This is a genomic window from Kitasatospora sp. NBC_01300, from assembly GCF_041435235.1.
In the GTDB taxonomy this organism is placed as follows: Bacteria; Actinomycetota; Actinomycetes; order Streptomycetales; family Streptomycetaceae; genus Kitasatospora.
Window position 1 is genome coordinate 3,205,435 of record NZ_CP108408.1, and the last position, 25,470, is coordinate 3,230,904.

19 protein-coding genes and 1 tRNA gene are annotated in these 25,470 nt (G+C 71.4%); 8 read left to right on the forward strand and 12 right to left on the reverse strand.

Annotated features, from left to right (window positions below; genetic code table 11):
• Window positions 1-67: 67 nt before the first annotated feature.
• The 3 genes from OG556_RS14075 to ilvA all read right to left on the reverse strand — a co-directional run bounded on the left by OG556_RS14075 (window position 68) and on the right by ilvA (window position 3,560).
• Window positions 68-925 (reverse strand): ABC transporter permease, encoded by an 858-nt coding sequence (locus OG556_RS14075; protein ID WP_371517335.1) that lies wholly within the window; start codon window positions 923-925, stop codon window positions 68-70.
• 1 nt (window position 926) lies between these two features.
• Entirely contained in the window at window positions 927-2,063 is a 1,137-nt protein-coding gene (locus OG556_RS14080) for an ATP-binding cassette domain-containing protein (RefSeq protein ID WP_371517336.1), read from the reverse strand.
• A gap of 285 nt (window positions 2,064-2,348) precedes the next feature.
• On the reverse strand, window positions 2,349-3,560 hold the full coding sequence (gene ilvA / locus OG556_RS14085) for a threonine ammonia-lyase (RefSeq protein ID WP_371517337.1): 1,212 nt from the start codon (window positions 3,558-3,560) through the stop codon (window positions 2,349-2,351).
• A 122-nt stretch (window positions 3,561-3,682) separates the two neighbouring features.
• Here ilvA and OG556_RS14090 point away from each other — a divergent pair, with 122 nt between their 5' ends.
• Window positions 3,683-4,165 (forward strand): MarR family winged helix-turn-helix transcriptional regulator, encoded by a 483-nt coding sequence (locus tag OG556_RS14090; protein WP_371517338.1) that lies wholly within the window; start codon window positions 3,683-3,685, stop codon window positions 4,163-4,165.
• 174 nt (window positions 4,166-4,339) lie between these two features.
• Window positions 4,340-7,228 (forward strand): SpaA isopeptide-forming pilin-related protein, encoded by a 2,889-nt coding sequence (locus OG556_RS14095; protein ID WP_371517339.1) that lies wholly within the window; start codon window positions 4,340-4,342, stop codon window positions 7,226-7,228.
• Between the two features lie 173 nt (window positions 7,229-7,401).
• On the opposite strand, the gene OG556_RS14100 is transcribed toward OG556_RS14095, so the two are convergent.
• On the reverse strand, window positions 7,402-8,556 hold the full coding sequence (locus OG556_RS14100) for a cystathionine gamma-synthase (RefSeq protein WP_063348017.1): 1,155 nt from the start codon (window positions 8,554-8,556) through the stop codon (window positions 7,402-7,404).
• A gap of 32 nt (window positions 8,557-8,588) precedes the next feature.
• Window positions 8,589-9,473 (reverse strand): IS982 family transposase, encoded by an 885-nt coding sequence (locus OG556_RS14105; protein WP_331744010.1) that lies wholly within the window; start codon window positions 9,471-9,473, stop codon window positions 8,589-8,591.
• Window positions 9,474-9,697: 224 nt separating this feature from the next.
• Here OG556_RS14105 and msrA point away from each other — a divergent pair, with 224 nt between their 5' ends.
• The gene (gene msrA / locus OG556_RS14110) at window positions 9,698-10,363 is read left to right on the forward strand and encodes a peptide-methionine (S)-S-oxide reductase MsrA (RefSeq protein ID WP_371517340.1); all 666 of its coding nucleotides are present in this window, start codon (window positions 9,698-9,700) and stop codon (window positions 10,361-10,363) included.
• Between the two features lie 79 nt (window positions 10,364-10,442).
• On the opposite strand, the gene OG556_RS14115 is transcribed toward msrA, so the two are convergent.
• The 3 genes from OG556_RS14115 to OG556_RS14125 form a co-directional block, all read right to left on the reverse strand.
• Window positions 10,443-11,729 (reverse strand): Ig-like domain-containing protein, encoded by a 1,287-nt coding sequence (locus tag OG556_RS14115; RefSeq protein WP_371517341.1) that lies wholly within the window; start codon window positions 11,727-11,729, stop codon window positions 10,443-10,445.
• A gap of 192 nt (window positions 11,730-11,921) precedes the next feature.
• Window positions 11,922-12,257, reverse strand: a complete 336-nt coding sequence (locus OG556_RS14120) for a hypothetical protein (RefSeq protein ID WP_063348021.1) — start codon at window positions 12,255-12,257, stop codon at window positions 11,922-11,924.
• 500 nt (window positions 12,258-12,757) lie between these two features.
• Window positions 12,758-14,158: a cystathionine beta-synthase gene (locus tag OG556_RS14125; RefSeq protein ID WP_350880017.1), complete on the reverse strand. Its 1,401-nt coding sequence runs from the start codon at window positions 14,156-14,158 to the stop codon at window positions 12,758-12,760.
• Window positions 14,159-14,412: 254 nt separating this feature from the next.
• Here OG556_RS14125 and OG556_RS14130 point away from each other — a divergent pair, with 254 nt between their 5' ends.
• The 3 genes from OG556_RS14130 to OG556_RS14140 all read left to right on the forward strand — a co-directional run bounded on the left by OG556_RS14130 (window position 14,413) and on the right by OG556_RS14140 (window position 18,061).
• Window positions 14,413-15,495: an SGNH/GDSL hydrolase family protein gene (locus OG556_RS14130; RefSeq protein ID WP_371517342.1), complete on the forward strand. Its 1,083-nt coding sequence runs from the start codon at window positions 14,413-14,415 to the stop codon at window positions 15,493-15,495.
• A gap of 62 nt (window positions 15,496-15,557) precedes the next feature.
• Window positions 15,558-16,778, forward strand: a complete 1,221-nt coding sequence (locus OG556_RS14135; RefSeq protein WP_063348024.1) for an acetyl-CoA C-acetyltransferase — start codon at window positions 15,558-15,560, stop codon at window positions 16,776-16,778.
• Window positions 16,779-17,068: 290 nt separating this feature from the next.
• Window positions 17,069-18,061, forward strand: a complete 993-nt coding sequence (locus tag OG556_RS14140) for a hypothetical protein (protein ID WP_371517343.1) — start codon at window positions 17,069-17,071, stop codon at window positions 18,059-18,061.
• A gap of 105 nt (window positions 18,062-18,166) precedes the next feature.
• Here OG556_RS14140 and OG556_RS14145 read toward each other — a convergent pair whose 3' ends face one another.
• The 3 genes from OG556_RS14145 to OG556_RS14155 all read right to left on the reverse strand — a co-directional run bounded on the left by OG556_RS14145 (window position 18,167) and on the right by OG556_RS14155 (window position 19,709).
• Entirely contained in the window at window positions 18,167-18,535 is a 369-nt protein-coding gene (locus tag OG556_RS14145; RefSeq protein WP_371517344.1) for a hypothetical protein, read from the reverse strand.
• 80 nt (window positions 18,536-18,615) lie between these two features.
• Complete coding sequence (locus OG556_RS14150; RefSeq protein ID WP_371517345.1) at window positions 18,616-19,488, reverse strand: Bax inhibitor-1/YccA family protein; 873 nt, start codon at window positions 19,486-19,488, stop codon at window positions 18,616-18,618.
• Between the two features lie 139 nt (window positions 19,489-19,627).
• A tRNA-Leu gene (locus tag OG556_RS14155) sits at window positions 19,628-19,709 on the reverse strand.
• A 393-nt stretch (window positions 19,710-20,102) separates the two neighbouring features.
• Between OG556_RS14155 and OG556_RS14160 the strand changes: the two genes are divergently transcribed.
• Entirely contained in the window at window positions 20,103-20,876 is a 774-nt protein-coding gene (locus tag OG556_RS14160; RefSeq protein WP_371517346.1) for an ABC transporter ATP-binding protein, read from the forward strand.
• 63 nt (window positions 20,877-20,939) lie between these two features.
• The gene (locus OG556_RS14165; protein ID WP_371517347.1) at window positions 20,940-23,498 is read left to right on the forward strand and encodes an ABC transporter permease; all 2,559 of its coding nucleotides are present in this window, start codon (window positions 20,940-20,942) and stop codon (window positions 23,496-23,498) included.
• A gap of 200 nt (window positions 23,499-23,698) precedes the next feature.
• On the opposite strand, the gene OG556_RS14170 is transcribed toward OG556_RS14165, so the two are convergent.
• On the reverse strand, window positions 23,699-25,066 hold the full coding sequence (locus OG556_RS14170) for an NAD(P)/FAD-dependent oxidoreductase (protein ID WP_063348030.1): 1,368 nt from the start codon (window positions 25,064-25,066) through the stop codon (window positions 23,699-23,701).
• Window positions 25,067-25,470 lie beyond the last annotated feature (404 nt).

Below are 25,470 nucleotides of genomic sequence, written 5' to 3' on the forward strand. Positions count from 1 at the left end.
CGACCGACGAGGGCGGCCGCGGAGTCCAGGGACTCCGCGGCCGCCCTCGCGGCGTACCGGGCGCGGTTCAGCCCACGGCCGAGCGGTACTTGCGCACCGACAGCCAGGAGAACACCGCGGTGATCAGCACCGACCAGAGCACCGACACCAGCGCGGCGTGCTGCATCGGCCAGGCGGCGTCCACCGGGCCGACCTGGTTGCCGAACAGGTCCCGGCAGGCCTGCACGGTGGCGCTGAACGGGTTCCAGTACGCGACCGCCTGCAGCCAGCCCGGCATCGAGCTGACCGGCACGAAGGCGTTGGAGACGAAGGTCAGCGGGAAGAGCCAGATCAGGCCGGCCGAGGTGGCCGCCTCGGGGCTGCGCACCGAGAGGCCGATCAGCGCGCCGATCCAGGAGAACGCGTAGCCGAGCAGGAGCAGCAGGCCGAAGGCGCCGAGCGCGTTGAGCACGCCGTCGTGGATCCGCCAGCCGACCAGCAGCGCGACCAAGGCCAGCACGACCACGGTGAACGCGGTCTGGCACAGGTCGGCCAGGGTGCGGCCGACCAGCACCGCGGAGCGGGCCATCGGCAGTGAGCGGAAGCGGTCCACCAGGCCCTTGGTCATGTCCTCCGCGATCCCGGCGGAGGCACCGGCGACGGCGAAGGTGACGGTCTGGGCGAAGATGCCGGCCATCAGGAACTGGATGTACGAGTCGGAGCTGGAGCTCGCCCCGGGGATCTTGATCGCCCCGCCCATCACGTACGAGAACAGCAGCACGAACATGACCGGCTGCATCAGCCCGAAGACCACGATCTCGGGGATCCTGGTCATCCGGCGCAGGTTGCGCTTGGCGACCACCCAGGAGTCGTGCAGGGTGGCGGCGACGCCGCGGCGCTGCCTGGGCATCGCCTCGCCGATGGCGTGCTCGGTGGCGGTGCTCATCTCAACGCTCCGTTCCGGCCGCGACGGCCCGCTTGTCCGGTCCCTGGCCGTCGGAGCCGCCCGGCCCTTCGGTGGACAGCCCCTTGGCGGACGGCCCCTCGGCGGGCGGCCCTTCGGCGGGCAGCCCTTCAGCGGAGGGCCCGCCCTTGCCCCGGCCGCTCCGGCCGTGGCCGCCGGAGCCGTTCTCCTCCTCCACCGCCTCGGCGACGTGGCCGGTGAGGGTGAGGAACACGTCGTCCAGGGTCGGGCGGCGCAGGCCGATGTCGTCGATCTCGATGCCGCGGGCGTCCAGTTCGCGGATGACGTCGGCGAGCACCCGGGCGCCGCCGCTGACCGGCACGGTGATCCGGCGGGTGTTCTTCTCCACCGCCGGCTCGCCCAGCGCGTACCCGGACAGCGCCGCGACCGCGTCGGTGACCAGGCCCGGCTCGTGCACCACGACCTCTATCCGCTCGCCGCCGATCTGGGCCTTGAGCTGGTCGGCGGTGCCGCGGGCGATCACCCGGCCGTGGTCGACGACGGCGATGTCGTGCGCCAGCCGGTCGGCCTCCTCCAGGTACTGGGTGGTGAGCAGCAGCGTGGTGCCCTGCTCGACCAGGGTCTCGATGACCTCCCAGAGCGCGAGCCGGTTGCGCGGGTCGAGGCCGGTGGTCGGCTCGTCGAGGAACATCACCGGCGGCCGGACGACCAGCGCGGCGGCGAGGTCGAGGCGGCGGCGCATGCCGCCGGAGTAGGTCTTGGCGGTGCGGTCCTTGGCCTCGGTGAGGTTGAACCACTCCAGCAGCTCCAGCGCCCGGGCCTTCGCCTGACGGGCGCTCATCTGGTAGAGCTCGCCGACCATCTGGAGGTTCTCGAAGCCGGTGAGGTACTCGTCGACCGCCGCGTACTGGCCGGACAGGCCGATCAGGCTGCGGACCTTGTTGGGGTGTTTGAGCACGTCGACGCCGGCGACCACCGCGCGGCCCGAGTCGGGGCGCAGCAGGGTGGTGAGGACCCGCACGGTGGTGGTCTTGCCGGCGCCGTTCGGGCCGAGCAGCCCGAGCACCGTGCCCTCGGGGACGTCGAGGCTCACGCCGTCCAGGGCTCGTACGTCGCCGAAGGTCTTGACCAGGTTCTCGGCTTGGATGGCTGGCGCCATGGCCTGCCTCATCTCCTCGGACGAATATGGGCGATCTGTCACACTCTGCCCCTTTTTCGGGCATGCGGGCGACTCGGTTTTCGCCTACCGGCGCACAGAACGCGATGTATCGCGAGTCTGGCAGCACGCGATATATCGCGTCAAGGCATAGGGCTCCGCCATCGTGACAGGGACCACTGACATCCACCGGGATCCGCTGAGGCCCGCCCCGCACCATCCGACGCCCGAAACACCCAGCCCCCGAGCGCCCCAAGCACCCCGAGCACCCCGAGCGCCTGAGGCGCCTCAGCTGGAAACGACGTACCCCGCGTCCCGCAGCTCGCCGACCACGGCCGCGCAGTGCTCCGGCCCCTTGGTCTCCAGGTGCAGGTCCACCTCGACCTCGGTCAGCCCCAGCCGCGGGTCGATCCGCACGTGCGCGACGTCCAGCACGTTGGCGTCCAGCCTGGTCAGCACCCCCAGCAGGTCGGCCAGCGAGCCCGGCTTGTCCGCCAGCCGCACCCGCAGCGACAGGTACCGGCCGGCCGCCGCCAGCCCGTGCCGCAGCACCCGCTGCATCAGCTGCGGGTCGATGTTGCCGCCGGACAGCACGGCCACCACCGGCCCCTCGAAGGAGTCCGGCTGCTCCAGCAGCGCCGCGATCGGGGCCGCCCCGGCCGGTTCGACCACCAGTTTCAACCGCTCCAGGCCGACCAGCAGGGCCCGCGACAGCGCGTCCTCGGAGACCGTCCGGACGCCGTCCGCCAGCGAGTTGACCACCTCGAACGGGATGTCCCCGGGCCGGCCGACCATGATCCCGTCGGCCATCGTGGCGTAGTGCTCCAGCGACACCGGCCGCCCGGCCGCCAGCGAGGGCGGGTACGCGGCCGCGCCCGCCGCCTGCACCCCCACCACCCGGACGTCCGGCCGCAACGGCTTGACCGCCGCCGCGATCCCGGCCAGCAGGCCGCCGCCGCCCACACCGACCAGGATGGTCCGCACCTCGGGGCACTGCTCCAGGATCTCCAGCCCGACGGTCGCCTGGCCGGTGACCACGTCCCAGTGGTCGAAGGGGTGGATGAACACGGCGCCGGTCGCCTCCGAGTACCGCTGCGCGGCCTGCAACGCCTCGTCCACCGTCGCGCCGTGCAGCCGCACCTGTGCGCCGTACTCCCGGGTCGCCGCGACCTTGGGCAGCGGCGCCGCGACCGGCATGAACACGGTCGAGTGCACCCCCAGCAGCGAGGCCGCCAGCGCCACCCCCTGCGCGTGGTTGCCCGCGCTCGCCGCCACCACCCCGCCGGCCCGCTGCACCGGCGAGAGCCCGGCGATCCGCACGTACGCGCCGCGCAGCTTGAACGAACCGGTGCGCTGGAGGTTCTCGCACTTCAGGTGGACCGGCGCGCCGATCAGCCCGGACAGGTACCGGCTGCCCTCCATCGGCGTCACCCGGGCGATTCCGGCGAGCATCTTCTGGGCGCCGCGGACGTCGTCGAGGGTGACCGGCCAGTTGTGCATAACGCCAGCCTACGGTGGTCGACACCGGCAATCCGGGATGTCGGGGCTGTTCCCGGGCCCGCCCCGCCCGCGTACGCTGCTGCTTCTGAGCCTCCCTCACCGCACGACGATCGTGAGCCGCGATGACGACGACCTCGCCCCAGGCCACCGACCGCACCGACCCCGTGCACGCCCGACTCCAGTACCAGCTGGCGGTGTTCGCCCGCCGGATGGACCAGGTCCGGACCACCGGCGGCGGTCTCGGCGCGCTGGACCGGGCCGCCTACCTGCTGCTCGACCGCCTGGAGCGGCACGGGCCCGCCAACGTCAAGGCGCTGGCCGAGTCGCTCGGCGTCGACTCCTCCACGGTGACCCGGCAGGTCGCCCCGCTGGTCGCGGGCGGGCTGGTCGGCCGGGTCCAGGACCCGGCCGACCGCCGCGCCGTACGCCTCGCGCTGACCCCGGTCGGCTCCGGCCGGCTGGCCGAAGTCCGCGACGGGCGGGCCGAGTTGGCCCGCCGCCTGACGGCCGACTGGCCGCCCGAGGAACAGCAGGCGTTCTGCGCCCTACTGGCCCGCTTCAACCACGCGATGGAGTCGTACACCGCGGACCAGCAGGGCCAGTGACCGCCGACGGCCGGAGGCCGTCCCCCGCGTCCGGACCGGTCTCCCGTCGACACACAGCCGAACGGGTGCATTAACACGATTTTCAGATGACAACACCAGTGAGTCGTGATGCTCGGCCCTCCAGCCCGGAACACTCCGAGGGCCCCATTGTGTCCACATGGTGAGAGGACTGAGGTGAAGCCCAGTCAGAACCCGGTGACCACCGTCACCTGGAGACGCCGACTCGGCAGGACGGTGGGTTCCGTCCTGGCCCTGACGCTCGTGCCCTTCGGCATGTCACTCGTCGCACCACAGGCCGCGTACGCGGCCGGCCTCCCGGGCGGCCTCGGGCCGTGCCTGGGTGCGGACTGTCCCGCGACGTTCCCCCCGGTCAACAACGGTCCCTTCGCAGGCCGCGACGACGGCGTGAACATCTTCGTCGGCGGCGACTTCAACGTCGGCGGTTCCGCCGCCGAGGCCGAGGGCCACGTGGTGACCCTCGGCAACTTCGGCCTGAACAAAGCCCCCGGAGCCAGCTCCGTCTACAACATCGGCATCGTCGGCGTCGGCTCACGGGTCCCCCCGCCGAACGGCGCCGACTTCCTCACCGCCGGAGGCAACGTCACGGTGGCCCCGGGACAACGGCTCCTGGCGGAGGGCGGCGTCGTCCGCTACGCGGGCACGGCCACGGGCACCATCGTCGGTACGAAGGTCCAGGAAGCACAGGCCGTGGCCGCCTACACGCCGCTGCGCGGTCAGCTGCAGACGGCGAGCGAGTGCTACGCCGGGGTCGGCACGCCCCGCCCCGCCACCGGAACCGCGGTCAACCAGGGGTACCAGACCCTGTTCACCGGTGACGGCACCTCCGCACTCCAGGTCTTCAACGTCGACTTCGACATCGCCGGGAACGGAGGCGCCACCCAGGGCATCGCGTTCGCCGGCATCCCCGCGAACGCGACGGTGCTCGTCAACCTCGTGGGCGGCGCCCGCACCATCAACACCTACAGCGGGAGCCTCCAGGACACCGATCCCTGGAACCGGCTGCGCGAGCGCCTCCTGTGGAACTTCCCCGCCGCGACGTCCGTCACGCTCAAGGGATCGGGGCAGTTCCAGGGCAGTGTGCTGGTCGGCAACCCGGCCAGCACCGCCACCATGAGCCTGCCCGGTCTGAACGGACGGTTCTTCACCACCGGTTCGCTGCTGCAGAACTCCGGCTCGGGGATGACCGGGACCGAGTTCCACGCCTATCCCTTCAACGGCGATCTTCCGGCGTGCGGAAGTCCCACTCCCACCGCCTCGACCAGCGTGGCGAAGGTCGACTCCGTCACGGGGCAGCCCCTGGCGGGGGCCACCTTCCAGCTGTGGCGTGAGACCAACGGCGTCCCCGGCCTCCAGACCTCGGGGGCCACCCCGGACACCGAGGTGGGCGCCCCCTGCACCACCGGAGCCAACGGCCTCTGCTCCACGGCCGGTCTCCCGCTGGGCACCTACTACTGGCAGGAGACCGCCGCTCCCCCCGGCTACGACCTGCCGCAGCCCGCGGTGACGACCGTGGTCCTGGACACCAACGGGCAGAACGTCCCGGTGACCGTCAAGGACACCAAGTCCCCGGTCGTCGAGACCGGGTCCACCAGCGTGACGAAGGTCGACTCCGCCACCGGGCAACCGCTGGTCGGCGCGACCTTCCAGCTGTGGCACGAGACCAACGGCGTCCCCGGCCTCCAAACCACCGGAACCAACCCCGACACCGCCGTCGGCTCTCCCTGCACCACCGGAGCCAACGGCCTCTGCACCGCGAGCGGCCTCCCCCTGGGCACCTACTACTGGCAGGAGACCGCCGCTCCTCCCGGCTACGAGCTGCCGGAACTCAACGTCACCACCGTGGTCCTCGACACCAACGGACAGAACGTCCCGATCACCGTCCAGGACACCAAGGCCACCGCCCCGACCGCGTCCACCAGCGTGACCAAGGTCGACTCCGCCACCGGGCAACCGCTGGCCGGCGCGACCTTCCAGCTCTGGCACGAGACCAACGGCGTCCCCGGCCTCCAAACCACCGGAACCAACCCCGACACCGCCGTCGGCTCCCCTTGCACCACCGGAGCCAACGGCCTCTGCACCGCAAGCGGCCTCCCCCTCGGCACCTACTACTGGCAGGAGACCGCCGCTCCTCCCGGCTACGAGCTGCCGGAACTCAACGTCACCACCGTGGTCCTCGACACCAACGGACAGAACGTCCCGATCACCGTCCAGGACACCAAGGCCACCGCCCCGACCGGCTCCACCAGCGTGACCAAGGTCGACTCCGCCACCGGGCAGCCACTGGCCGGCGCCACCTTCCAACTCTGGCACGAGACCAACGGCGTCCCCGGCCTCCAAACCACCGGAACCAACCCCGACACCCCCGTCGGCTCCCCCTGCACCACCGGAGCCAACGGCCTCTGCACCGCAAGCGGCCTCCCCCTCGGCACCTACTACTGGCAGGAGACCGCCGCTCCCCCCGGCTACGAGCTGCCGAAGCCCGCGGTGACGACCGTGGTCCTCGACACCGACGGACAGAGCATCCCCGTCACCGTCCAGGACACCAAGACCACCACTCCGACCGGCTCCACCACGGTCACCAAGGTCGACTCCGCCACCGGACAGCCACTGGCCGGCGCCACCTTCCAGCTCTGGCACGAGACCAACGGCGTCCCCGGCCTCCAAACCACCGGAACCAACCCCGACACCCCCGTCGGCTCCCCCTGCACCACCGGGGCGGACGGCGTCTGCTCCGCGGACAACCTTCCGTTCGGCACCTACTACTGGCAGGAGGTCTCGGCGCCTCCCGGCTACGAACTGCCCCAGACCGCGGTGACCACGGTCGAACTGACCGCGGACTGCCCGTGCGTGACGATCACGGTCGAGGACAAGAAGTGCCCGCCGAAGCCGTGTCCGCGCCCCCCGCACCCGCCGCACTCATGGGCCTCGGCGGACTCGTGGACCGTGTGGGGCGGATGGAACCTCTGGGACCTGGTGCGCGGTGAGTCCGGTCCGGACGAGGACTGCACCTCCGCGTCGCCCGGTCCCTGGAAGCGCTCCTGAAGGAGCGCTCCGGCGCGAGCCCGTGAGGGCATGACGCGACGCACCCGGCCGGAGGAGCCCGCAGGGGCTCCTCCGGCCGGGTGCGTCGACAGCGTGTCAGGTGACCATCGCGGTCCCCGGCGGGCTCACCGAGGCCGGGGATCCCCAACAGGATCCGGGCCTCCGAACGCGTCCTAGCCCAGCGCCTGCTTGAGGTCGGCGAGCAGGTCGTCGATCGACTCGATGCCGACCGAGACGCGCACCAGGTCGGCGGGCACCTCCAGCGCCGAACCGGCCACCGAGGCGTGGGTCATCCGGCCCGGGTGCTCGATCAGCGACTCCACGCCGCCGAGCGACTCGCCGAGGGTGAACAGTTGCGCGCGGTTGCAGACCTCGACCGCCGCCTCCTCGCCGCCCTGGACCCGGAACGAGACCATGCCGCCGAAGGCCTTCATCTGCTTGGCGGCGATCTCGTGGCCGGGGTGCTCGGGCAGGCCCGGGTACAGCACCTGGCTGACCTTCGGGTGGCTCGCCAGCAGCTCGGCGACCTTCTCCGCGTTGGCGCTGTGCCGGTCCATCCGGACGCCCAGCGTCTTGATGCCGCGCAGCACCAGCCAGGCGTCGAACGGCCCGGAGACGGCGCCCATCGCGTTCTGGTGGTACGCCACCTCCTCGCCCAGGCTCGCGTCGGCCAGCACCAGCGCACCGCCGACCACGTCCGAGTGGCCGCCCATGTACTTGGTGGTGGAGTGCACGACCGCGTCCGCGCCGAGCGCGATCGGCTGCTGCAGGTACGGGCTGGCGAAGGTGTTGTCGACCACCAGCAGCGCGCCGGCGCCGTGCGCGACCTCGGCGAGCGCGGCCAGGTCGGTGATGCCCAGCAGCGGGTTGGACGGGGTCTCCACCCAGACCGCGCGGGTGTTGGGGCGCAGCGCGGCCCGGACGGTGGCCAGGTCCTGGGTGTTGGCGACGGAGAACTCGACGCCCCAGCGGGTCAGCACCTTGGCGAACAGCCGGAAGGTGCCGCCGTAGGCGTCGTTGGGGATCACGATGTGGTCGCCCGGCTTGAGGATGGTGCGCAGCAGGGTGTCCTCGGCGGCCAGGCCGGAGGCGAAGGCGAGGCCGCGGGCGCCGCCCTCCAGCGCCGCGAGGCACTCCTCCAGCGCGGTGCGGGTCGGGTTGGCGCTGCGGCTGTACTCGTAGCCGCCCCGCAGGCCGCCCACCCCGTCCTGCTTGTAGGTGGACACCTGGTAGATCGGCGTGACGACGGCCCCGGTCTGGGGGTCTGCTTCCTGACCCGCGTGGATGGCGAGGGTCTCGAAGCCCTGGGGAAGCTGGTGCTCGGTCATGGGTCGAGCCTAGATGAATGAGTCCGATGTCCTCAGTGGTCATAGGCGATGAGTGAGCGCTTGAGCGCGGCGCCGGTGTTCCAGTTGTGCCAGATCGCGGCGGCGAGGGCGAGCAGGCGTTGACCGGTGCGGGCGAAGACGCCGGCCTCGGTTCGTGCGCCGTGCTGTTCGAGACTGAGCTGGCCCTTGAGGGTGTCGATGACCGCCTCGATCCACTGGCGGACGCGGGCGAGCCTGCCGAATCGGGCAGGCTCGCCCTTGCGGTCGGGCCGGACCAGGTGCGCGCCGAGCTCGTCGGTGACGAAGGCCTCGAACGCGGCTCCGGCGAAGCCTTTGTCGCCGAGGATCACCTGGCCCCGGCGCACGAGGTGTCGGTCACGGCCGAGCATGGCCTCCATGACCTCGCGCTCGCCGAGTTTCGGGTTGGCCAGGCACCAGCTGACCGGCATGCCCTCGGCCGTGGTCAACAGGTAGAGCCGCAGACCCCAGAAGAAGCGGGAGTGACTGGCGCAGTAGCCGTACCCGGCGGTGCCGGCCAGGGCCGAGCGCTTGACCGTCTCACGGGAGGCCGCGCAGGGCAGCGGCGTGGAGTCGATCAGCCGCAGGTCGTCGTGCCAGGTCGGCACCTGCCGGGCCAGTGCGCCGACGACCTGCGGGATGAGCGGGCCGGCCGCGTTCAGACGCTTGTTGTAGCCGGACTGCCCCGGCAGGTACGGGAACAGGTGCCGCAGCCGGCCACTCGCGAAGCGGTGCCAGTGCCTCGCCGACGGGAAGCCGAGCAGTACCTGCGCCACGGCCAGGCACAGCAGTTCCGCATCCGAGAGCCTCGGAGGTCGCCCGATCCGGTGACGAGGGGCCATGTGATCGTCGATGAACACGTACAGTGCCGTCAGAAGGGTGTCCAGGTTCGTCTTCACAAACCAACCAACGGGCACCCTTCGTCATGGTCGCGGCCAGCCCAACAATCGGACTCATTCATCTAGTGGCCGTACGGCCCGGCGCCCTCCGGAACGTCCCAGCCCGCCGTGAACCGGGCCGGTTGCCGACCGGGGCCGCGGCGGAATCCTGGCGGCGCCGGAATCCGGGGGCGCCCCGCCGCGTTGAATCCTGCGCAACCCTCCCTACCCCGCAGGAGCAGGCCGTGCTGTTCAACCGCCACAAGACCTCGCTCGTTCCCGCCGACCAGGCGCTGCCCGGCCGGGAGTCGCCGGGCTTCGCGCTGCGCGAGCCGCACACCGTGCTCGGCCACCCGCTCACCGGGCCGTACCCGGACGGCCTGGAGGTGGCCGACTTCGGGCTGGGCTGCTTCTGGGGCGCCGAGCGGACGTTCTGGCGCCTGCCCGGCGTCTGGACGACGCTGGTCGGCTACCAGGGTGGCTACACCCCCCACCCGACGTACGAGGAGGTGTGCAGCGGGCTGACCGGGCACACCGAGGCGGTCCGGGTGGTGTTCGACCCCTCGGTGGTCTCCTACGAGCGGCTGCTGAAGACCTTCTGGGAGGCGCACGACCCGACCCAGGGCAACCGCCAGGGCAACGACGTCGGCAGCCAGTACCGCTCCGCCGTCTACACCCACTCCCCCGCCCAGGCCGCCGCCGCGGCCGCCGCCCGGGACGCCTTCCAGCCGGCCCTGACCGCGCTCGGCTACGGTCCGATCACCACCGAGATCGCCCCGGCGGGCCCGTTCTACCCGGCCGAGCCGTACCACCAGCAGTACCTGTCCGACGCCAAGAACCCGAACGGCTACTGCGGCCTCGGCGGCACCGGCGCGTCCTGCCCGATCGGCGTGGCCCGCACGCAGGGCTGACCGTCCGGGACCGTTCCGGCGGGCCGGCCACCCGAGGTGACCGCCCGCCGGTCGGGGCGCCGACCGGCGGCTCCCGGCGTCAGACCGCGCTGCCGGCCTTCCAGGCGGCCCAGCCGAGGTTCCAGCCGTTCAGGCCGTTGTCCGGCGCGACGGTCTTGTCACCGGAGTTCGTGACCTCGACGACGTCGCCGACCATGGAGCTCTTGTAGAACTTGTAGCCGTCCGTGCTGCCGTCCTGCGCGCCCTTGGCGTCCTGGAGGCCGATGCAGCCGTGGCTGGTGTTCTGGCCGCCGAAGATCGACGACGAGGACCAGTAGTTGCCGTGGATGAAGGTGCCCGAGGTGGTGAGCCGCTGGGCGTGCGGCACGTCCGCGATGTCGTACTCGCTGCCGAGGTTAACGGTCTGCGAGTTCATCCGGGTCTGCTGGAACTGCTCGGAGATCACCATCTTGCCGCCCCAGGTGCGGTGCTCGGGCGACCCGCCGGAGATCTTGTAGACGGCGCTGACCTGGCCGTCGGTGGTGACGGTGAGCTTCTTGGCGCCGAGGTCGGCGACGCTGGTCTGGGCGCGGCCGATGGTGAAGCGGACGTCCTTGGACTGGGTGCCGTAGACGCCCTTGGCGCCCTCGACGTCCTTGAGCCGGAGCTTGAGGGTGACCTTGGTGCCCTTGGCCCAGTACTCCTGCGGCCGGAAGTCGAGGCGGGTGCTGGAGAACCAGTGCCCGACGATCTCGACGCCCGGCTCGGCTATCACGGTGATCGCCTGCTGGACGGCCTTGCGGTCGGTGATCGGCTTGCTGAAGGTGATCGAGACGGGCATGCCGACGCCGACGACCGAGCCGTCCTCGGGCGTGAAGTAGCCGACGAAGGTGTTGGCCGGGGTGGCCGTGGTGAAGGTGGCGTTGGCGTCCGCCTCCAGCTTGTCCTTGTCGACGGCGGTGGCGGCCACGGTGTACTTGGTGCCGCTGGCGGGGGCGGCGGCCGAGGTCCAGCTGGCGCCGTCGGAGGCGAGCTGGCCGGCCAGTTCCTTGCCCGTGGAGTCGGTGACCTTGACGGTGCCCAGGGTTCCGTTGCTGACGGTGACCGTGACCGGCTCGCTGAAGCTGGCGGAGGCGGCACCGTCCGCAGGAGTGACGGTGATGACGGCGGTCGAGGTCTTCGGCGCGCTGCTGGTCCCGCCGGAGCCGCTGCCGGCGCCGGGGGTTCCACCGGAGCCGCCCGAGCCGCCCGAGCCGTTGGCGTCGGCGCTCTTGGTGTCGTTGCAGGCCGCGAGCAGCAGGACCGGCGCCCCGATCAGGCCCGCGAGCACTCCGCGCCGGCTCCAGTTGCCTCCGCCTGCCCGCCCCTGACCGTCCCGTGCCGTCACGTCGCGTCTCCCTGCTGATCATCCCGGGCATTTACGGATACAGAAACGCAATCCGCCCGTGCACGGTTCCACCTCCGAAGGGTAAGCGATCGTATGAGATGACCCAACTTCCCGGTGAACAGGGAAAAAACGCCCGGCCTGCGGGGCAGACCGGGCGTTCACGAGCGGTGACGAGTTGGCGGGACGAGGCCGCTACTCGGCGGACTCGTCCACCACGTACTCGTCCCACCCCTCGTTCTCGGGGTCGAACTCGGTCTGCGCCGACTCCCAGGTCGCCGAGGCCAGCTCGACACCCGGCACGTCGCCGAGCAGCGCCACCGGGTCGATGAAGTGGGCGAGCGAACCCGACGGGTCCACCTCGATGGCGTCGACGGACTGGGCGCGCTCGTCGTCGTCGAGGTACTCGTCCTCGGTCACCTGCTTCAGGGCGGCCGCCTTGAGCGCGCCCTCGTCGGTGATCTCCGCGATGAGCTCGATCTTGAGCCGGACGTAGCGCGGCTCGTCCTGGGTGGTTTCAGTGCTGGTCATGCGTGTGAGCGTACGGGAAGGGCCGGTCCCTCGGAGAAGGACCGGCCCTGCCGTTCTCCGCCTCGGTTCCCCCACCCGGGAACCGCGGAGACGCGCCGTGCGGCGCGCGGTGCCGCGGGAGCCGCCGCACCCTGTCGACCGGCCTCAGCCGGGCAGGGGCGGGACGACGGCGCCTCCCGCGGAGGCCCCTCTCCCCCGTTGCCGGGTCGGAGGGCGGACGCGGCGGGCCGGGTCAGGACCGCCCGACGTGTCCGGAGCCGACCGCGTCCGCCGGGGAGCCGCTCCCGGACGGTTGCCGTCGTCTCGCTCGGCGTCTCGCCGTTGACCACCACGATGCCGGACCGTTGTTAACCGCGTGCTGCGGGCAGGTGACGCCGGTGTACCACTTCGCCCGTGGGCGAACCGCGGGCAAAACGTGGACGAAACCTCGGCCGCCCCGCCGACCGGAGCCGGTGACGGGGTCGGGCCGGTCAGGACCGGTCAGGACCGGGGCCGACGGGTCAGTGCGCGGCGCGGCCGGCGAGGAAGCCCAGCAGGTCCTGGCGGGTGACGATGCCCTGCGGCTTGCCCTCCACCAGCACCACCGCGGCGTCGGCCTTCTCCAGCACGGTCATCAGGTTGGTGACCGTCTCGCCCGCACCGACGACCGGCAGCGGCTTGGACATCACCCGGTCCAGCGTGTCGGTCAGCTCGATCTCCTTCGCGAAGACGCCCTCCAGCAGCAGCTTCTCCGCCACCGAGCCGATCACCTCGCCGGCCATGATGTCCGGGTGCCCGGCACCCGGGGAGACCACCGGCATCTGCGAGACGCCGTACTCGCGCAGCACCCGGACCGCCTCGGCGACCGTCTCGTTCGGGTGCATGTGGACGAACTGCGGGATGCCCTCGTGCTCGATGGCGTCCTTGCGGGCCAGCACCTCGCCGATGTGCGCCTCGTCGGTGGCCGAGGGCAGGAAGCCGTAGTCGGCCATCCAGTCGTCGTTGAAGATCTTGGACAGGTAGCCGCGGCCGCCGTCCGGCAGCAGCACCACCACGACGTCGTCCGGGCCCAGGCCCTTGGCCACCTCCAGCGCGGCCACCACGGCCATGCCGCAGGAGCCGCCGACCAGCAGGCCCTCCTCCTTGGCCAGACGGCGGGTCATCTGGAAGGAGTCCTTGTCGGAGACGGCGACGATGCCGTCGGCGACGTCACGGTCGTAGGCGGTCGGCCAGAAGTCCTCACCCACGCCCTCGACCAGGTACGGCCGGCCGGTGCCGCCCGAGTAGACCGAGCCCTCCGGGTCGGCGCCGATCACCTTGACCTTGCCGCCCGAGACCTCCTTCAGGTAGTTGCCGGTGCCGGAGATGGTGCCGCCGGTGCCGACGCCCGCCACGAAGTGGGTGATCCGGCCCTCGGTCTGCTCCCACAGCTCCGGACCGGTGGAGTGGTAGTGCGAGGCCGGGTTGTCCGGGTTGGAGTACTGGTCCGGCTTCCAGGCGTTCGGGGTCTCCCGGACGAGCCGGTCGGAGACGTTGTAGTACGAGTCCGGGTGCTCGGGGGCCACGGCGGTGGGACAGACGACCACCTCGGCGCCGTACGCGCGCAGGGTGTTGATCTTGTCGGTGGACACCTTGTCCGGACAGACGAAGATGCACTTGTAGCCCTTCTGCTGGGCCACGATCGCCAGGCCGACGCCGGTGTTGCCGGAGGTCGGCTCGACGATGGTGCCGCCCGGCTTCAGGGCGCCCGAGGCCTCGGCGGCCTCGATCATGCGCATCGCGATGCGGTCCTTCACCGAACCGCCGGGGTTGAAGTACTCGACCTTCGCCAGCACTGTCGCGCTGATGCCCTCGGTGACCTTGTTCAGCTTGACCAGCGGCGTGTTGCCGACGAGGTCGATGATCGAGTTGTGGTACCGCACGGGGGTCCTCCCGGTAGTGGGCATGCGAGTGCTTTCGGTACTGCAAAGCCTAGGCCGTGCCGCCCGCCCCAGCCCGCCCTTCCGCCCCACCCGCCCCTCGCCCCGCCGCGGCCCCGCACGGCGGCCCCCACCCGCCCTCCTCCCCCAATGGCCCAGCCCCGCAGGTAGCCCCGGCCCCGGCGCGGGTAGGAGGAGGGTGCAGGCATCGCCATGGCCCCGGAGGGGGCGGCACGAGGACGCGAAGGGGGCATCGGATGCCAGGGGCACAGGACTCGCGGGCCCGGGTGGCCCGCCGGATCGCCACCGCGGCGGCGTACGGCGGCGGCGGGCTCGGCCTGCTGGGCGTGGGCCTGGTGGGCGTGCTGCTCACCGAGAGCAAGCTGGCGATCCAGGCCATCGGCGTGCTGGAGGGCGATCCGCCCAAGGCCGACGGCGTCTACGGCGAGGCCTTCGCCGACAGCTCCGCCGCCACGCAGCCGCCGCTGGTGCTGGCCGTCCTCGGTGACTCCACCGGCGCCGGCCTCGGTGTGCTGCGGGCCCGGGAGACCCCGGGCGCGCTGCTGGCCGCGGGCCTGGCCTCGGTCGCCGAACGCCCGGTCCGGCTGGTCAACGTGGCCCGCACCGGCGGCCGTTCCGCCCACCTCTCGGGCCAGCTGGAGCAGGCGCTGCCGCACCACCCGGACGTCGCCGTGCTCATGATCGGCGCCAACGACGTGACCCGGCACAGCCCGGCCCAGCTGGCCGTCCGCCAGCTCGGCGAGGCGGTCGCGGCGCTGCGGGCGAACGGCTGCGAGGTGGTGGTCGGCACCTGCCCGGACCTCGGGACGATCAAGCCGGTGCGCCCGCCGCTGCGCTGGGTGGCCCGCCGGCTGAGCCGGCAGCTGGCGGCCGCGCAGACCATCGCGGTCGTGGAGGCCGGCGGCCGGACGGTCTCGCTGGGCTCGCTGCTGGGCCCGGAGTTCGCGGCGCGCCCGGAGATGTTCGCCGCCGACCGCTACCACCCGTCCGCCCAGGGCTACGCGACGGCCGCGATGGCCGTGCTGCCCTCGGTGTGCGCCGCGCTCGGCCTCTGGCCGGAGGAGGAGCGCCCGGCCGCACCCGTGCCGGGCGGGACGGTGCTGCCGGTGGCGATGGCCGCCGCCGCCGCGGCCGGGCGTTCGGGCACCGAGGTCGCGGCCGTCGAGGCGGAGGGCGCCGTCCGCCGCTGGGCGTTGCTGCGCCACCGGCTGCGGGTCGGGCTGCCCGGCTCGTGGGCGCCCGAGGAGGCCAGGGAAGGAGCCGTTCCAGAGGCCGGCGACACGTCGGCCAGCTCACACGCCGGGACGGGTGACGCCTGATCTACCAGGCGGTAACTTTCCTCCCGGACGCCAGTCCGCCGTCACCCAGCGAGGAGCCCGCCATGCCCGAAGCCGTCATCGTCAGCGCCACCCGTTCGCCGATCGGCCGGGCCTTCAAGGGGTCGCTCAAGGACGTCCGCCCCGACGACCTGACCGCCCACGTCATCCAGGCCGCCCTGGCCAAGGTCCCGCAGCTCGACCCGCGCGAGATCGACGACCTGATGCTCGGCTGCGGCCTGCCCGGCGGCGAGCAGGGCCACAACCTGGCCCGCATCGTGGCCGTCCAGATGGGCATGGACTACCTGCCCGGCGCCACCATCACCCGCTACTGCTCGTCCTCGCTGCAGACCACGCGGATGGCACTGCACGCGATCAGGGCCGGCGAGGGCGACGTCTTCCTCTCGGCCGGCGTGGAGACCGTCTCGCGCAGCGTGAACGGGACCTCGGACGGCATGCCGGGCACCACGAACCCGGTCTTCGACGAGGCCCAGGCCCGCACCGCCAAGCGCGCCGAGGAGGGCGGCGGGGAGTGGCACGACCCGCGCGAGGACGGCCTGCTGCCGGACGCCTACATCGCGATGGGCCAGACCGCCGAGAACCTGGCCGCGCTCAAGGGGATCACCCGCGCCGAGCAGGACGAGTTCGGCGTCCGCTCGCAGAACCTCGCCGAGGCCGCCATCAAGGCCGGCTTCTGGGAGCGCGAGATCACCCCGGTGACGCTCCCGGACGGCACCGTGGTGAGCAAGGACGACGGCCCGCGCGCCGGCGTCACGCTGGAGGGCGTCTCCGGCCTGAAGCCGGTGTTCCGGCCGGACGGCACCGTGACCGCCGGTAACTGCTGCCCGCTGAACGACGGCGCCGCCGCGCTGGTCATCATGTCCGACACCAAGGCCCGGGAGCTGGGCATCACCCCGCTCGCCCGGGTGGTCTCCACCGGCGTCAGCGCGCTCTCCCCCGAGATCATGGGCTACGGCCCGGTCGAGGCCTCCCGGCAGGCGCTGCGGCGGGCCGGCCTGACCATCGACGACATCGACCTGGTCGAGATCAACGAGGCCTTCGCCGCCCAGGTGATCCCGTCCTACCGGGATCTCGGCATCGACCTGGACAAGCTGAACGTCAACGGCGGCGCGATCGCCGTCGGCCACCCGTTCGGCATGACCGGCGCCCGGATCACCACCACCCTGATCAACTCCCTTCAGTGGCACGACAAGCAGTTCGGTCTGGAGACCATGTGCGTCGGCGGCGGCCAGGGCATGGCGATGGTGATCGAGCGCCTCAGCTGACCTGCCGGGCCACCCCGAAAGGGTCTGGACCACCCGTTTGGAGTGACCGTGAGTAATTGAGGGCCGGATCACATCGCGAGGTCGATCCGGCCCTCTTTTCGCTCGTTTTCGGCTCGGAAATCGACACTGCGGAGCGGATCAACTCCACTGCGTAGAACGGTGTTACCTAACAATTTGGGGACAAGAGCGAAAGTCCCCCACAAATTAGACATTCGCCACTGCGGCAACAGCGCCGGATGCGGCAGTGTGGACACGTAACCCCGTTCCACTCCTCGCTAGGAGTACGTTCCGTGAGCGCCGTCTACACCATCCTGCTGCTGATCCTGATCACCGTGTCGACCGCCGTGCTGCTCCACCTCCGGGGACTCTCCCGCCGGCTGGACGCGCAGGCCGCGGCCCAGGCCGCACCCGTCCCGGTGGACCAGGCCGCGATACGCCAGGCCGTCACCGAGGCACTCGCCGCCGACCGCGAGCGGGAGATCACCGAGGCCCGGGCGTTCTGGGCCGAGCAGGAGGCCCGCGCGGCCGAGGACGCACCACTGTTCGACTCCCCGTACACCGGCCCGTTCGCCAGCACCGACGAGTGGCCGCTGTTCTTCCCCCGCCCCACCGGCCCGCAGGACGCCGTCGACAACGCCGGCACCATGGACCCGGAGTTCGGCGAGGCGCTGCGCTCCGCGCTGGAGGACCTGATCAACGAGGGTCCCGCCGAGCCCGGGCCCGAGGGCGGCTCGTCGCCGTTCCCCGGCCAGGGCGCCGGCGCTTCCTCCGCCGGCACCTCCTCCGCTGCCTCCGCCTCCACCGCCTCCACCGGCTCCACCGAGCCCACCGGGGACGCCCGCGCCCGCCGCGAGGCCGACCTGCTGGCCACCGGCCTGGAGGCCGGGCTGCTGGACGCCGACCAGGCCGTCGAGGACGCCCCGGTCGCCGCGCCCGACCAGCGCCGCCACCCCTCCCACCCCGACTTCGTGCCCAGCCAGGCGCCGTCCCGCGAGTGGACCGACACCCGGCTGGCCACCCTCGCCGACGAGGCCGTCGCCCTGATCGACGTCCGCCCGGGCCCGCTGGGCACCCTGGACGTGTACGCCTTCGCCGACAGCACCACGCTCTGCGTGGCCCCGGGCGACCGGGAGGCCGCCTACCGGCTGATCGACGCGGTCCGTGCCGGTGAGCACGTCCGGCTGCTCGGCGGCTCGCGCTTCTCCGGCTCGTACTCGCTGACCTTCTCCACCGACGAGGAGGCCGTCTACGTCCTCGCCGACCGGGTGGTCGCCAGCATCTGACGCCGCCCCAGCAGCGCGGCAGCACCGCACACACGGCGCAGCACACCGAAGGCCGGCCGGGTCAAGGGGTTACCGACCCGGCCGGCCTTCGGCGTGTCCGGACGTCTATCGGCAGAGCGCCGCCGTCTCCCGAACCGCGGCCAGTGCTCCGGCGAGCACCTCCGCGGCCGCCACCGGCCCGCCCGGCAGGGCGACCGCGTCGCCCTCCGGCAGCGCCGCCAGCGCGGCCGCCAGGTCGTGCCCGGCGACGGCCAGTTGGTCCCCCGCCGCGAAGGCCCCGGCGTCCGGGAACTCCCGCTCCGGCCCGCCCTCCGCTGCCAGCGCCAGTTCGGCCAGCCGCCGGGCCAGCGCCAGCACGGCCCCCGCCCGGGACTCGTACCCGGGCACGGCGCCCAGCAGTTTGCTCTGCGGCAGCGAGCGGAAACGATCCGCCAAGGAGTCGACGGCTTCGACCAGGAGCTGTACGTCATGCATGACAGGGAGCCTAAACGCCGCCGGGCCCCCGGAGCGTTTCGCTCCGGGGGCCCGGCGGCAGTGGTACGGCGGGAGCGCGGTTAGTCGTCGCCGCGCAGGATCGCGATCAGGCGCAGCATCTCCATGTAGATCCAGACCAGCGACAGGGTCAGCCCGAAGGCGGCCCGCCAGGACTCGCGCTGCGGCGCGCCCTGGGCGATGGCCTCCTCGACCGCCGCGAAGTCCAGCGACAGGAAGAACGCGCCCAGGGCGATGCCGACCAGGCCGACCACGATGCCCAGCGGGCCCGAGCGCAGGCCCATGTCGGCGCCGAACGCCATCGCGACCATGTTGACCAGCATCAGCAGCACGAAGCCGATGGCGATCGCGATGCCGATCCGCTGGTAGCGCGCGGTGACCCGGATCCTGCCGCTCTTGTAGGCGAACAGCATCGCCGCGAAGACCGCCGCCGTACCCAGCACCGCCTGGAGCACGATGCCGTTCAGCATGGTGTTGAAGACGTGTGAGACGGCACCGAGCGCGAAGCCCTGGAGCGCCGCGTAGGTCAGGATCAGCGGCGGGCTGACACTGCGCTTGAAGGCGATGACCAGGTAGACGACGAAGGCGACCACCGAGGCGCCGATGGCGTAGCCGTAGTTCTCGAACGGCAGCGCGAACCAGGCCACCGCACCGCCGGCGACCAGGGTCAGCAGCGTCATGGCCGTGCGCGCGACCACGTCGTCGAGCGTCATCCGCCCGGTGGCGGCGGGGCCGGCCGACGGCCCGTTGTACATCTCGTACAGCTGCTCGTCGGTCAGCGGGCCCTGCGCCTGCGGCTGCTGGGCGTAAGGGGTCCCCGCGTAGGGGTTGTTGCCGTACTGGCCCCCGGCCTGCGTGGTGGTACCGAACCCCGCGTAGCCGGGCTCGCGGGTGAAGGACCCCTCCCGCGAGAAGACCGGGTTGCTGCTTCTCATTGCACATTCCCTCCGTGGCGGCACTGCACCGCCCAGCCACCAGGGTAATGGCTTGGCAAAAATATCGGGATACGCCGCGAGGAGGATCACCGATCGACTCCCGGCGGGGACGCCGTCGGCGCCCCCGCGAGTCGAGCGGTGCCCGGAGCCGGACTCGAACCGGCACGGCCTCGCGGCCAAGCAGTTTTAAGCTGCCCGTGTCTGCGTTCCACCATCCGGGCGTCCTGAGGACGGACCCCTCCATCGGCCGGAGAAGAAGCGCTCCACCCCCGGTGCGGGCCACCCCAGAGCCTAGTCGCCCGGCTCACCCTTTCGCATGTTCCCAGCCAGGGAAGTTGTCATGTTTCCTTGCGATCTGACGAACAGTCCGCAATTCGGCCACGAAGTGCATGAGTTCCGGCCACCGCCCGGCGCTCAGGGTCGGCGTCATACCCCAGGAGGAGGGCGTCACCTGGCCGTACGCCCAGCGGTGGTCAGGCCAACCGTCCGGCGGAGCGACGAGAACTCATGATCACGCGGCGGAGCATGGAGGTACGGCCGGGCGCCCCTGGCGGCCCGGCCGTCCAGGCGCCCAGCGCGTCTCCCGCAGCCCGCGACCACCAAGGAGCACCCCCGTGACCACGTCGACCGCAACCGCCGTCCGGACCGGCCTGGCGGCCGCCCGCGCCACCGGCCTCAACAAGGTCTACGGGGACGGGGAGACCCGCGTCGTGGCCCTCGACAACGTCAGCGTCGACTTCCCGCAGGGCCAGTTCACCGCCATCATGGGCCCCTCCGGCTCCGGCAAGTCCACCCTCATGCACTGCATGGCCGGCCTCGACACCATCAGCTCCGGCTCCACCACCATCGGCGACACCGAACTCGTCGGCCTCAAGGACAAGCAGCTCACCCAGATCCGCCGCGACCACATCGGCTTCGTCTTCCAGGCCTTCAACCTGCTCCCCACCCTCACCGCCCTGGAGAACATCACCCTCCCGATGGACATCGCCGGCCGCAAGGTCGACAAGGCCTGGCTCGACCGCGTCGTCGACACCGTCGGCCTCTCCGGCCGCCTCAGCCACCGCCCCTCCCAGCTCTCCGGCGGCCAGCAGCAACGCGTCGCCTGCGCCCGCGCCCTCGCCGGCAAGCCCGACATCATCTTCGCCGACGAACCCACCGGAAACCTCGACTCCCGCTCCGGCGCCGAGATCCTCTCCTTCCTGCGCAACTCCGTCCGCGAACTCGGCCAGACCGTCGTCATGGTCACCCACGACCCCGTCGCCGCCTCCTACGCCGACCGCGTCGTCTTCCTCGCCGACGGCCGCATCGTCGACGAACTCCACCACCCCACCGCCGACACCGTCCTGGACCGCATGCGCCGCTTCGACGCCAAGGGCCGCACCAGCTAGAGCCACCACCAGCCAGGGCCAGCCAGCCCAGCCGCCGCCCCTACGCGAAACCCAGGACACCCCATGTACCGCACCGCACTGCGCAATGTGCTGGCCCACAAGGGCCGACTCCTCATGACGGCGCTGGCCGTCATGCTCGGCACCGCCTTCGTCGCCGGCACCATGGTCTTCTCCGACACCTTCGGCAAGGCCATGCGGGACAACAACTCCAAGAGCTACTCGGACGTCTCGGTCCAGGTCGTGGACTACTCGGCCGGCTCCCGCGCCAGCACCAAGGTGAAGAACGAGAGCGGCAACGCCTCGCTCACCGACGCCACCGTCCAGCAGCTGGCCGCCCTGCCGGGCACCGCCAACGCCCGCGGCGTGGTCAGCGGCTTCACCGGGGTCGCCGACCGGAGCGGCAACCTGATCGGCCAGTTCTGGGCCGCCAAGGGCGCCAACTTCGCCCCGGCCGCGGACGGCAAGGACCCGCGCTACCCGATGGCCGAGGGCCAGGGCCCGAAGAACGGCAAGGAGATAGCCCTCGACCGCAAGACCGCCGACAAGGCCGGCTACAAGATCGGCGACACCGTCCGGATCGCCATCAACGGCCCGGTGATCGAGGCGAAGCTCACCGGCGTCTTCACCACCGACGACCCGGTGGTGAACAGCGGCGGCACCCTCACCCTGTTCGACCGCGCCACCGCCCAGCAGCTGCTGCTGGAGCCCGGCCACTTCAGCAGCATCGTGCTCACCGCCAAGCCCGGCACCAGCGAGGACGCGCTGCTCGCCCAGGTCCAGCCCAAGGTGCCGTCCGACCAGCACTTCGACGTCGAGACGGGCGCCAAGCTCAAGGCCGACGAGCAGGAGATGATCACCAAGGCCACCGACGGCATGCGCACCATGCTGCTGGTCTTCGCCGGGATCTCGCTCTTCGTCGGCATCTTCATCATCGCCAACACCTTCACCATGCTGGTCGCCCAGCGCACCAAGGAACTCGCGCTGCTGCGGGCGATCGGCGCCAGCCGCAAGCAGGTCACCCGCTCGGTGCTGGTCGAGGCCCTGGCGATCGGCACCATCGCGGCGGTGGCCGGACTGCTCGCCGGCATCGGGATCGGCGCCGGCATGCAGTCCCTGATGGGCCGGCTGAACGAGAACATGCCGCACGGCACGCTGGTCATCAAGCCGCTCACCATCGCGGTGACCCTGACCGTCGGCGTCCTCGTGACGGTGCTGTCCGCCCTGCTGCCCGCCATGCGCGCCGCCCGGATCGCCCCGGTCGCGGCGATGAGCAGCGGCGACCAGCCGACCAGCCAGAAGAGCCTGCTGGTCCGCAACTCGATCGGCTCGGCGCTCACCGCCGGCGGCCTCGCGCTGATCGGCTTCGGCGCCTCCACCGGCAACGACAGCGGCCGCCTGCCGGTCGGCCTCGGCGCCCTGCTCGCCCTGATCGGCGTGTTCGTCCTGCTGCCGCTGCTCTCCCGCCCGGTGGTCGCGCTGATCGGCCCGCTGCTGCGCGGGCTCGGCGGCACCCCGGGCAAGCTCGCCCAGCAGAACGCGGTCCGCAACCCGCGCCGCACCGCGTCCACCGCCGCCGCGCTCACCATCGGCCTGACCCTGGTCAGCGGCCTCACCGTGATCGGTGCCTCGGTCGGCGGCGCGATCGACAAGGCCGTCACCAGCTCGATGAAGTCCGACTACATGGTCTCGGGCGCCAACCACATGAGCCTGTCCGAGCAGGTGCCCGGGCAGATCGCCAAGGCCCCCGGGGTGGCCGCCTCCTCCGCGGTGACGACCACCAGCTGGAAGTTCGACGGCACCGGCGTGACGATCACCGGCATGGACGCCGGCTCCTTCGACCAGCTCGCCGAGGTCAAGCTGACCAGCGGCGCCACCGCCGCGCTCGGCCAGGGCAAGGTCCTGGTGGACCAGGACCTCGCCGCCAAGCTCCACCTCACCGCCGGCTCGACGATGGCGGTCTCCTACCCCGACCAGTCCACCGGTCAGCTCACCGTCGGCGGCGTGTACGAGAAGGGCGGCATGCTCGGCTCGGCCCTGCTGGCCAACAGCGAGGTCGCCAAGCACGAGCCGAAGCCCTACATCACCGACGTCCTGGTCAAGGGCAAGGACGGCGCCACCGCCGCGCTCAAGCAGTCCCTCAAGGACGCCACCGGCGCCAACCCAGTGATCGACGTCAAGTCCAAGCAAGAAGTCCGCGACGACTTCAGCCAGACCATCACCTTCGCGCTGAACCTGATGTACGGCCTGCTGGCGATGTCCGTGCTGGTCGCGATCCTGGGCGTGATCAACACGCTGGCGATGTCGGTCTTCGAGCGCAAGCGCGAGATCGGGATGCTGCGGGCGATCGGCCTGGACCGCCGGGGCATCAAGCGGATGGTCCGCCTGGAGTCCGTGGTGATCTCGCTGTTCGGCGCCGGCATCGGCCTGCTGCTCGGCTGCTTCATCGCCTGGGCGATCAACGGCACCCTGAAGTCCAGCCTGAGCGGCCTGACCACCGTCCTGCCGTTCGGCCAGCTGGCGCTGTTCCTGGCCCTGGCCGGGGTGGTCGGCCTGGTGGCCGCGATCTGGCCCGCCCGCCGGGCGTCCAAGCTGGACATCCTGGCGAGCATCAAGACCGACTGACCGCCCCTCACGGGCCCGCCCAGCGGGCGGACGACGAGAAAGGGCCCCTGCCGGAGGGTTTCGGCAGGGGCCCTTCTACTTCTGTACTCCGCCCGGTCGCACGGCCGGCTGAGCACCACGGAGGTCGTGGTCCGGCGACACTGCCGGGCGGAGGGCCTCCGACTCATACCCCGGTGCTCCCACACCGGGGTCTCAGTCGCTTACTTGCTGGCGAGTTCCTTCTCGGCGGCCGGCTTGGCGGCCTCCACGGGCTTCGTGGGCGCCGTGACCTCCTGGATCGGCAGGCGCGGCTGCTCCATCTGGGAGAGGCCGACCATCTCGCGCTTCAGGAACATGGCCAGCGTCCAGTCGGTGAAGACCCGGACCTTGCGGTTCATGGTCGGGACCATGGCGCCGTGGTACGCGCGGTGGAACCACCAGGCCAGACGGCCCTTCAGCTTGACCTTGCCGAAGAGGATCGCGACGCCCTTGTGCAGGCCCAGGCCGGCGACCGCACCGAGGTTCTTGTGCTCGTAGTTCTTCTGCGGGAAGCCCCGCATGCCCGAGATGACGTTGTCACCGAGGACGGCGGCCTGGCGCACGGCGTGCTGCGCGTTCGGCGGGCACCAGGCGCCCTCGCCGGAGGCGAGGTCCGGGACCTGGGCGTTGTCGCCGGCGGACCAGACGTAGTCGAAGCCCTGGACCTGGAGGGTCGGCGCGGTGTCGACGTGGCCGCGCGGGCCCAGCGGCAGGCCGAAGTTGGCCAGCACCGGGTTCGGCTTCACGCCGGCCGTCCACACGATGGTGGAGGCGTCCATCTCCAGGCCGTTCTTCAGCACCACGTGCTGGTCGACGCAGGAGTCCATCGAGGTCTCGATGTAGACCTCGATCTTCCGCTCCTCGAGCTTCTCCTTGGTCCACAGACCGAGGTCCGGGCCCATCTCCGGGAGGATGCGGTTGGCCGCCTCCACCAGGACGAAGCGCATGTCGTCACGGCTGACGGTCTTGTAGATCTTGGCGGCGTCGCGCGCCATGTCCTCGACCTCGGCGATCGTCTCGACACCGGCGAAGCCGCCGCCGATGACGACGAAGGTCAGGGCCTTGCGGCGGACCTCCTCGTCGGCGGTGGACTCGGCCTTGTCGAGCTGGGCCATGACGTGGTTGCGGAGGCTGATGGCCTCCTCCACCGTCTTCATGCCGATGCCGTGCTCCGCCAGACCCGGGATCGGGAAGGTGCGGGAGACCGAGCCGGTCGCGACGACCAGGTACTCGAAGGGCAGCTCGTAGCTGTCGCCGGCCGCGGGCTGGATGGTGGCGACCTTGCGGGCGTGGTCCACACCGGTGACCGCACCGGTGAGCACCTCCGCCTTCTTGAGGGCGCTGCGCAGCGGCGCGACGAGGTTGCGGGGCGCGACGTTGCCGCCGGCCGCCTCGGGGAGGAAGGGCAGGTACGTCATGTACGACCGCGGGTCCACGACCGTGACGGTCGCTTCGCCGTAACGCATCTTCTTGAGGATGCGCATCGCGGCATACAGGCCGACGTAACCACCGCCGACAATGAGGATGCGAGGACGCTCCGTGGTGCTCATATCCGAAAGTATCCAGCACCGCCCGGAGCAGCCTTCGTGAGCCCGGTCACAAGCTTCTGGACACCCCGTGCTACACTGCGCGGCCGCAAATCCGGGCTCAGCGCGTCGACTCACGGCCTTGCGCGCCCCCTCCTGAGCACACGCCGGAACACCACCCTGCTGAGCAGCAACGATCCGTACGGCACCCGGGTTCCCGCTCGTGATTTCGATTTTCAAACCTCAACCGAGGCTTGACCTGCGATCCAGGGGTCGTCACGCCGAGCAGACCTTCGGTCCCACATTTCGGACGTAGCGGGCGAGCAGGTGCGACGAATGACTGGATCGCCATGTGAAGAAATTCACGAACTTTCCCGCACCGGTCCGGGCGCGCCCCGGCCCCGGACCCCCGAAAGGGGTGCCGGGGC

What these genes read in the sequence shown, in the direction of transcription:
- OG556_RS14075 (WP_371517335.1), bottom strand. Translation starts at nt 925, where the DNA reads ATGAGCACCGCCACCGAGCACGCCATCGGCGAGGCGATGCCCAGGCAG.
- OG556_RS14080 (WP_371517336.1), bottom strand. Translation starts at nt 2,063, where the DNA reads ATGGCGCCAGCCATCCAAGCCGAGAACCTGGTCAAGACCTTCGGCGAC.
- ilvA (WP_371517337.1), bottom strand. Translation starts at nt 3,560, where the DNA reads ATGCACAACTGGCCGGTCACCCTCGACGACGTCCGCGGCGCCCAGAAG.
- OG556_RS14090 (WP_371517338.1), top strand. Translation starts at nt 3,683, where the DNA reads ATGACGACGACCTCGCCCCAGGCCACCGACCGCACCGACCCCGTGCAC.
- OG556_RS14100 (WP_063348017.1), bottom strand. Translation starts at nt 8,556, where the DNA reads ATGACCGAGCACCAGCTTCCCCAGGGCTTCGAGACCCTCGCCATCCAC.
- OG556_RS14120 (WP_063348021.1), bottom strand. Translation starts at nt 12,257, where the DNA reads ATGACCAGCACTGAAACCACCCAGGACGAGCCGCGCTACGTCCGGCTC.
- OG556_RS14130 (WP_371517342.1), top strand. Translation starts at nt 14,413, where the DNA reads ATGCCAGGGGCACAGGACTCGCGGGCCCGGGTGGCCCGCCGGATCGCC.
- OG556_RS14135 (WP_063348024.1), top strand. Translation starts at nt 15,558, where the DNA reads ATGCCCGAAGCCGTCATCGTCAGCGCCACCCGTTCGCCGATCGGCCGG.
- OG556_RS14145 (WP_371517344.1), bottom strand. Translation starts at nt 18,535, where the DNA reads ATGCATGACGTACAGCTCCTGGTCGAAGCCGTCGACTCCTTGGCGGAT.
- OG556_RS14150 (WP_371517345.1), bottom strand. Translation starts at nt 19,488, where the DNA reads ATGAGAAGCAGCAACCCGGTCTTCTCGCGGGAGGGGTCCTTCACCCGC.
- OG556_RS14165 (WP_371517347.1), top strand. Translation starts at nt 20,940, where the DNA reads ATGTACCGCACCGCACTGCGCAATGTGCTGGCCCACAAGGGCCGACTC.
- OG556_RS14170 (WP_063348030.1), bottom strand. Translation starts at nt 25,066, where the DNA reads ATGAGCACCACGGAGCGTCCTCGCATCCTCATTGTCGGCGGTGGTTAC.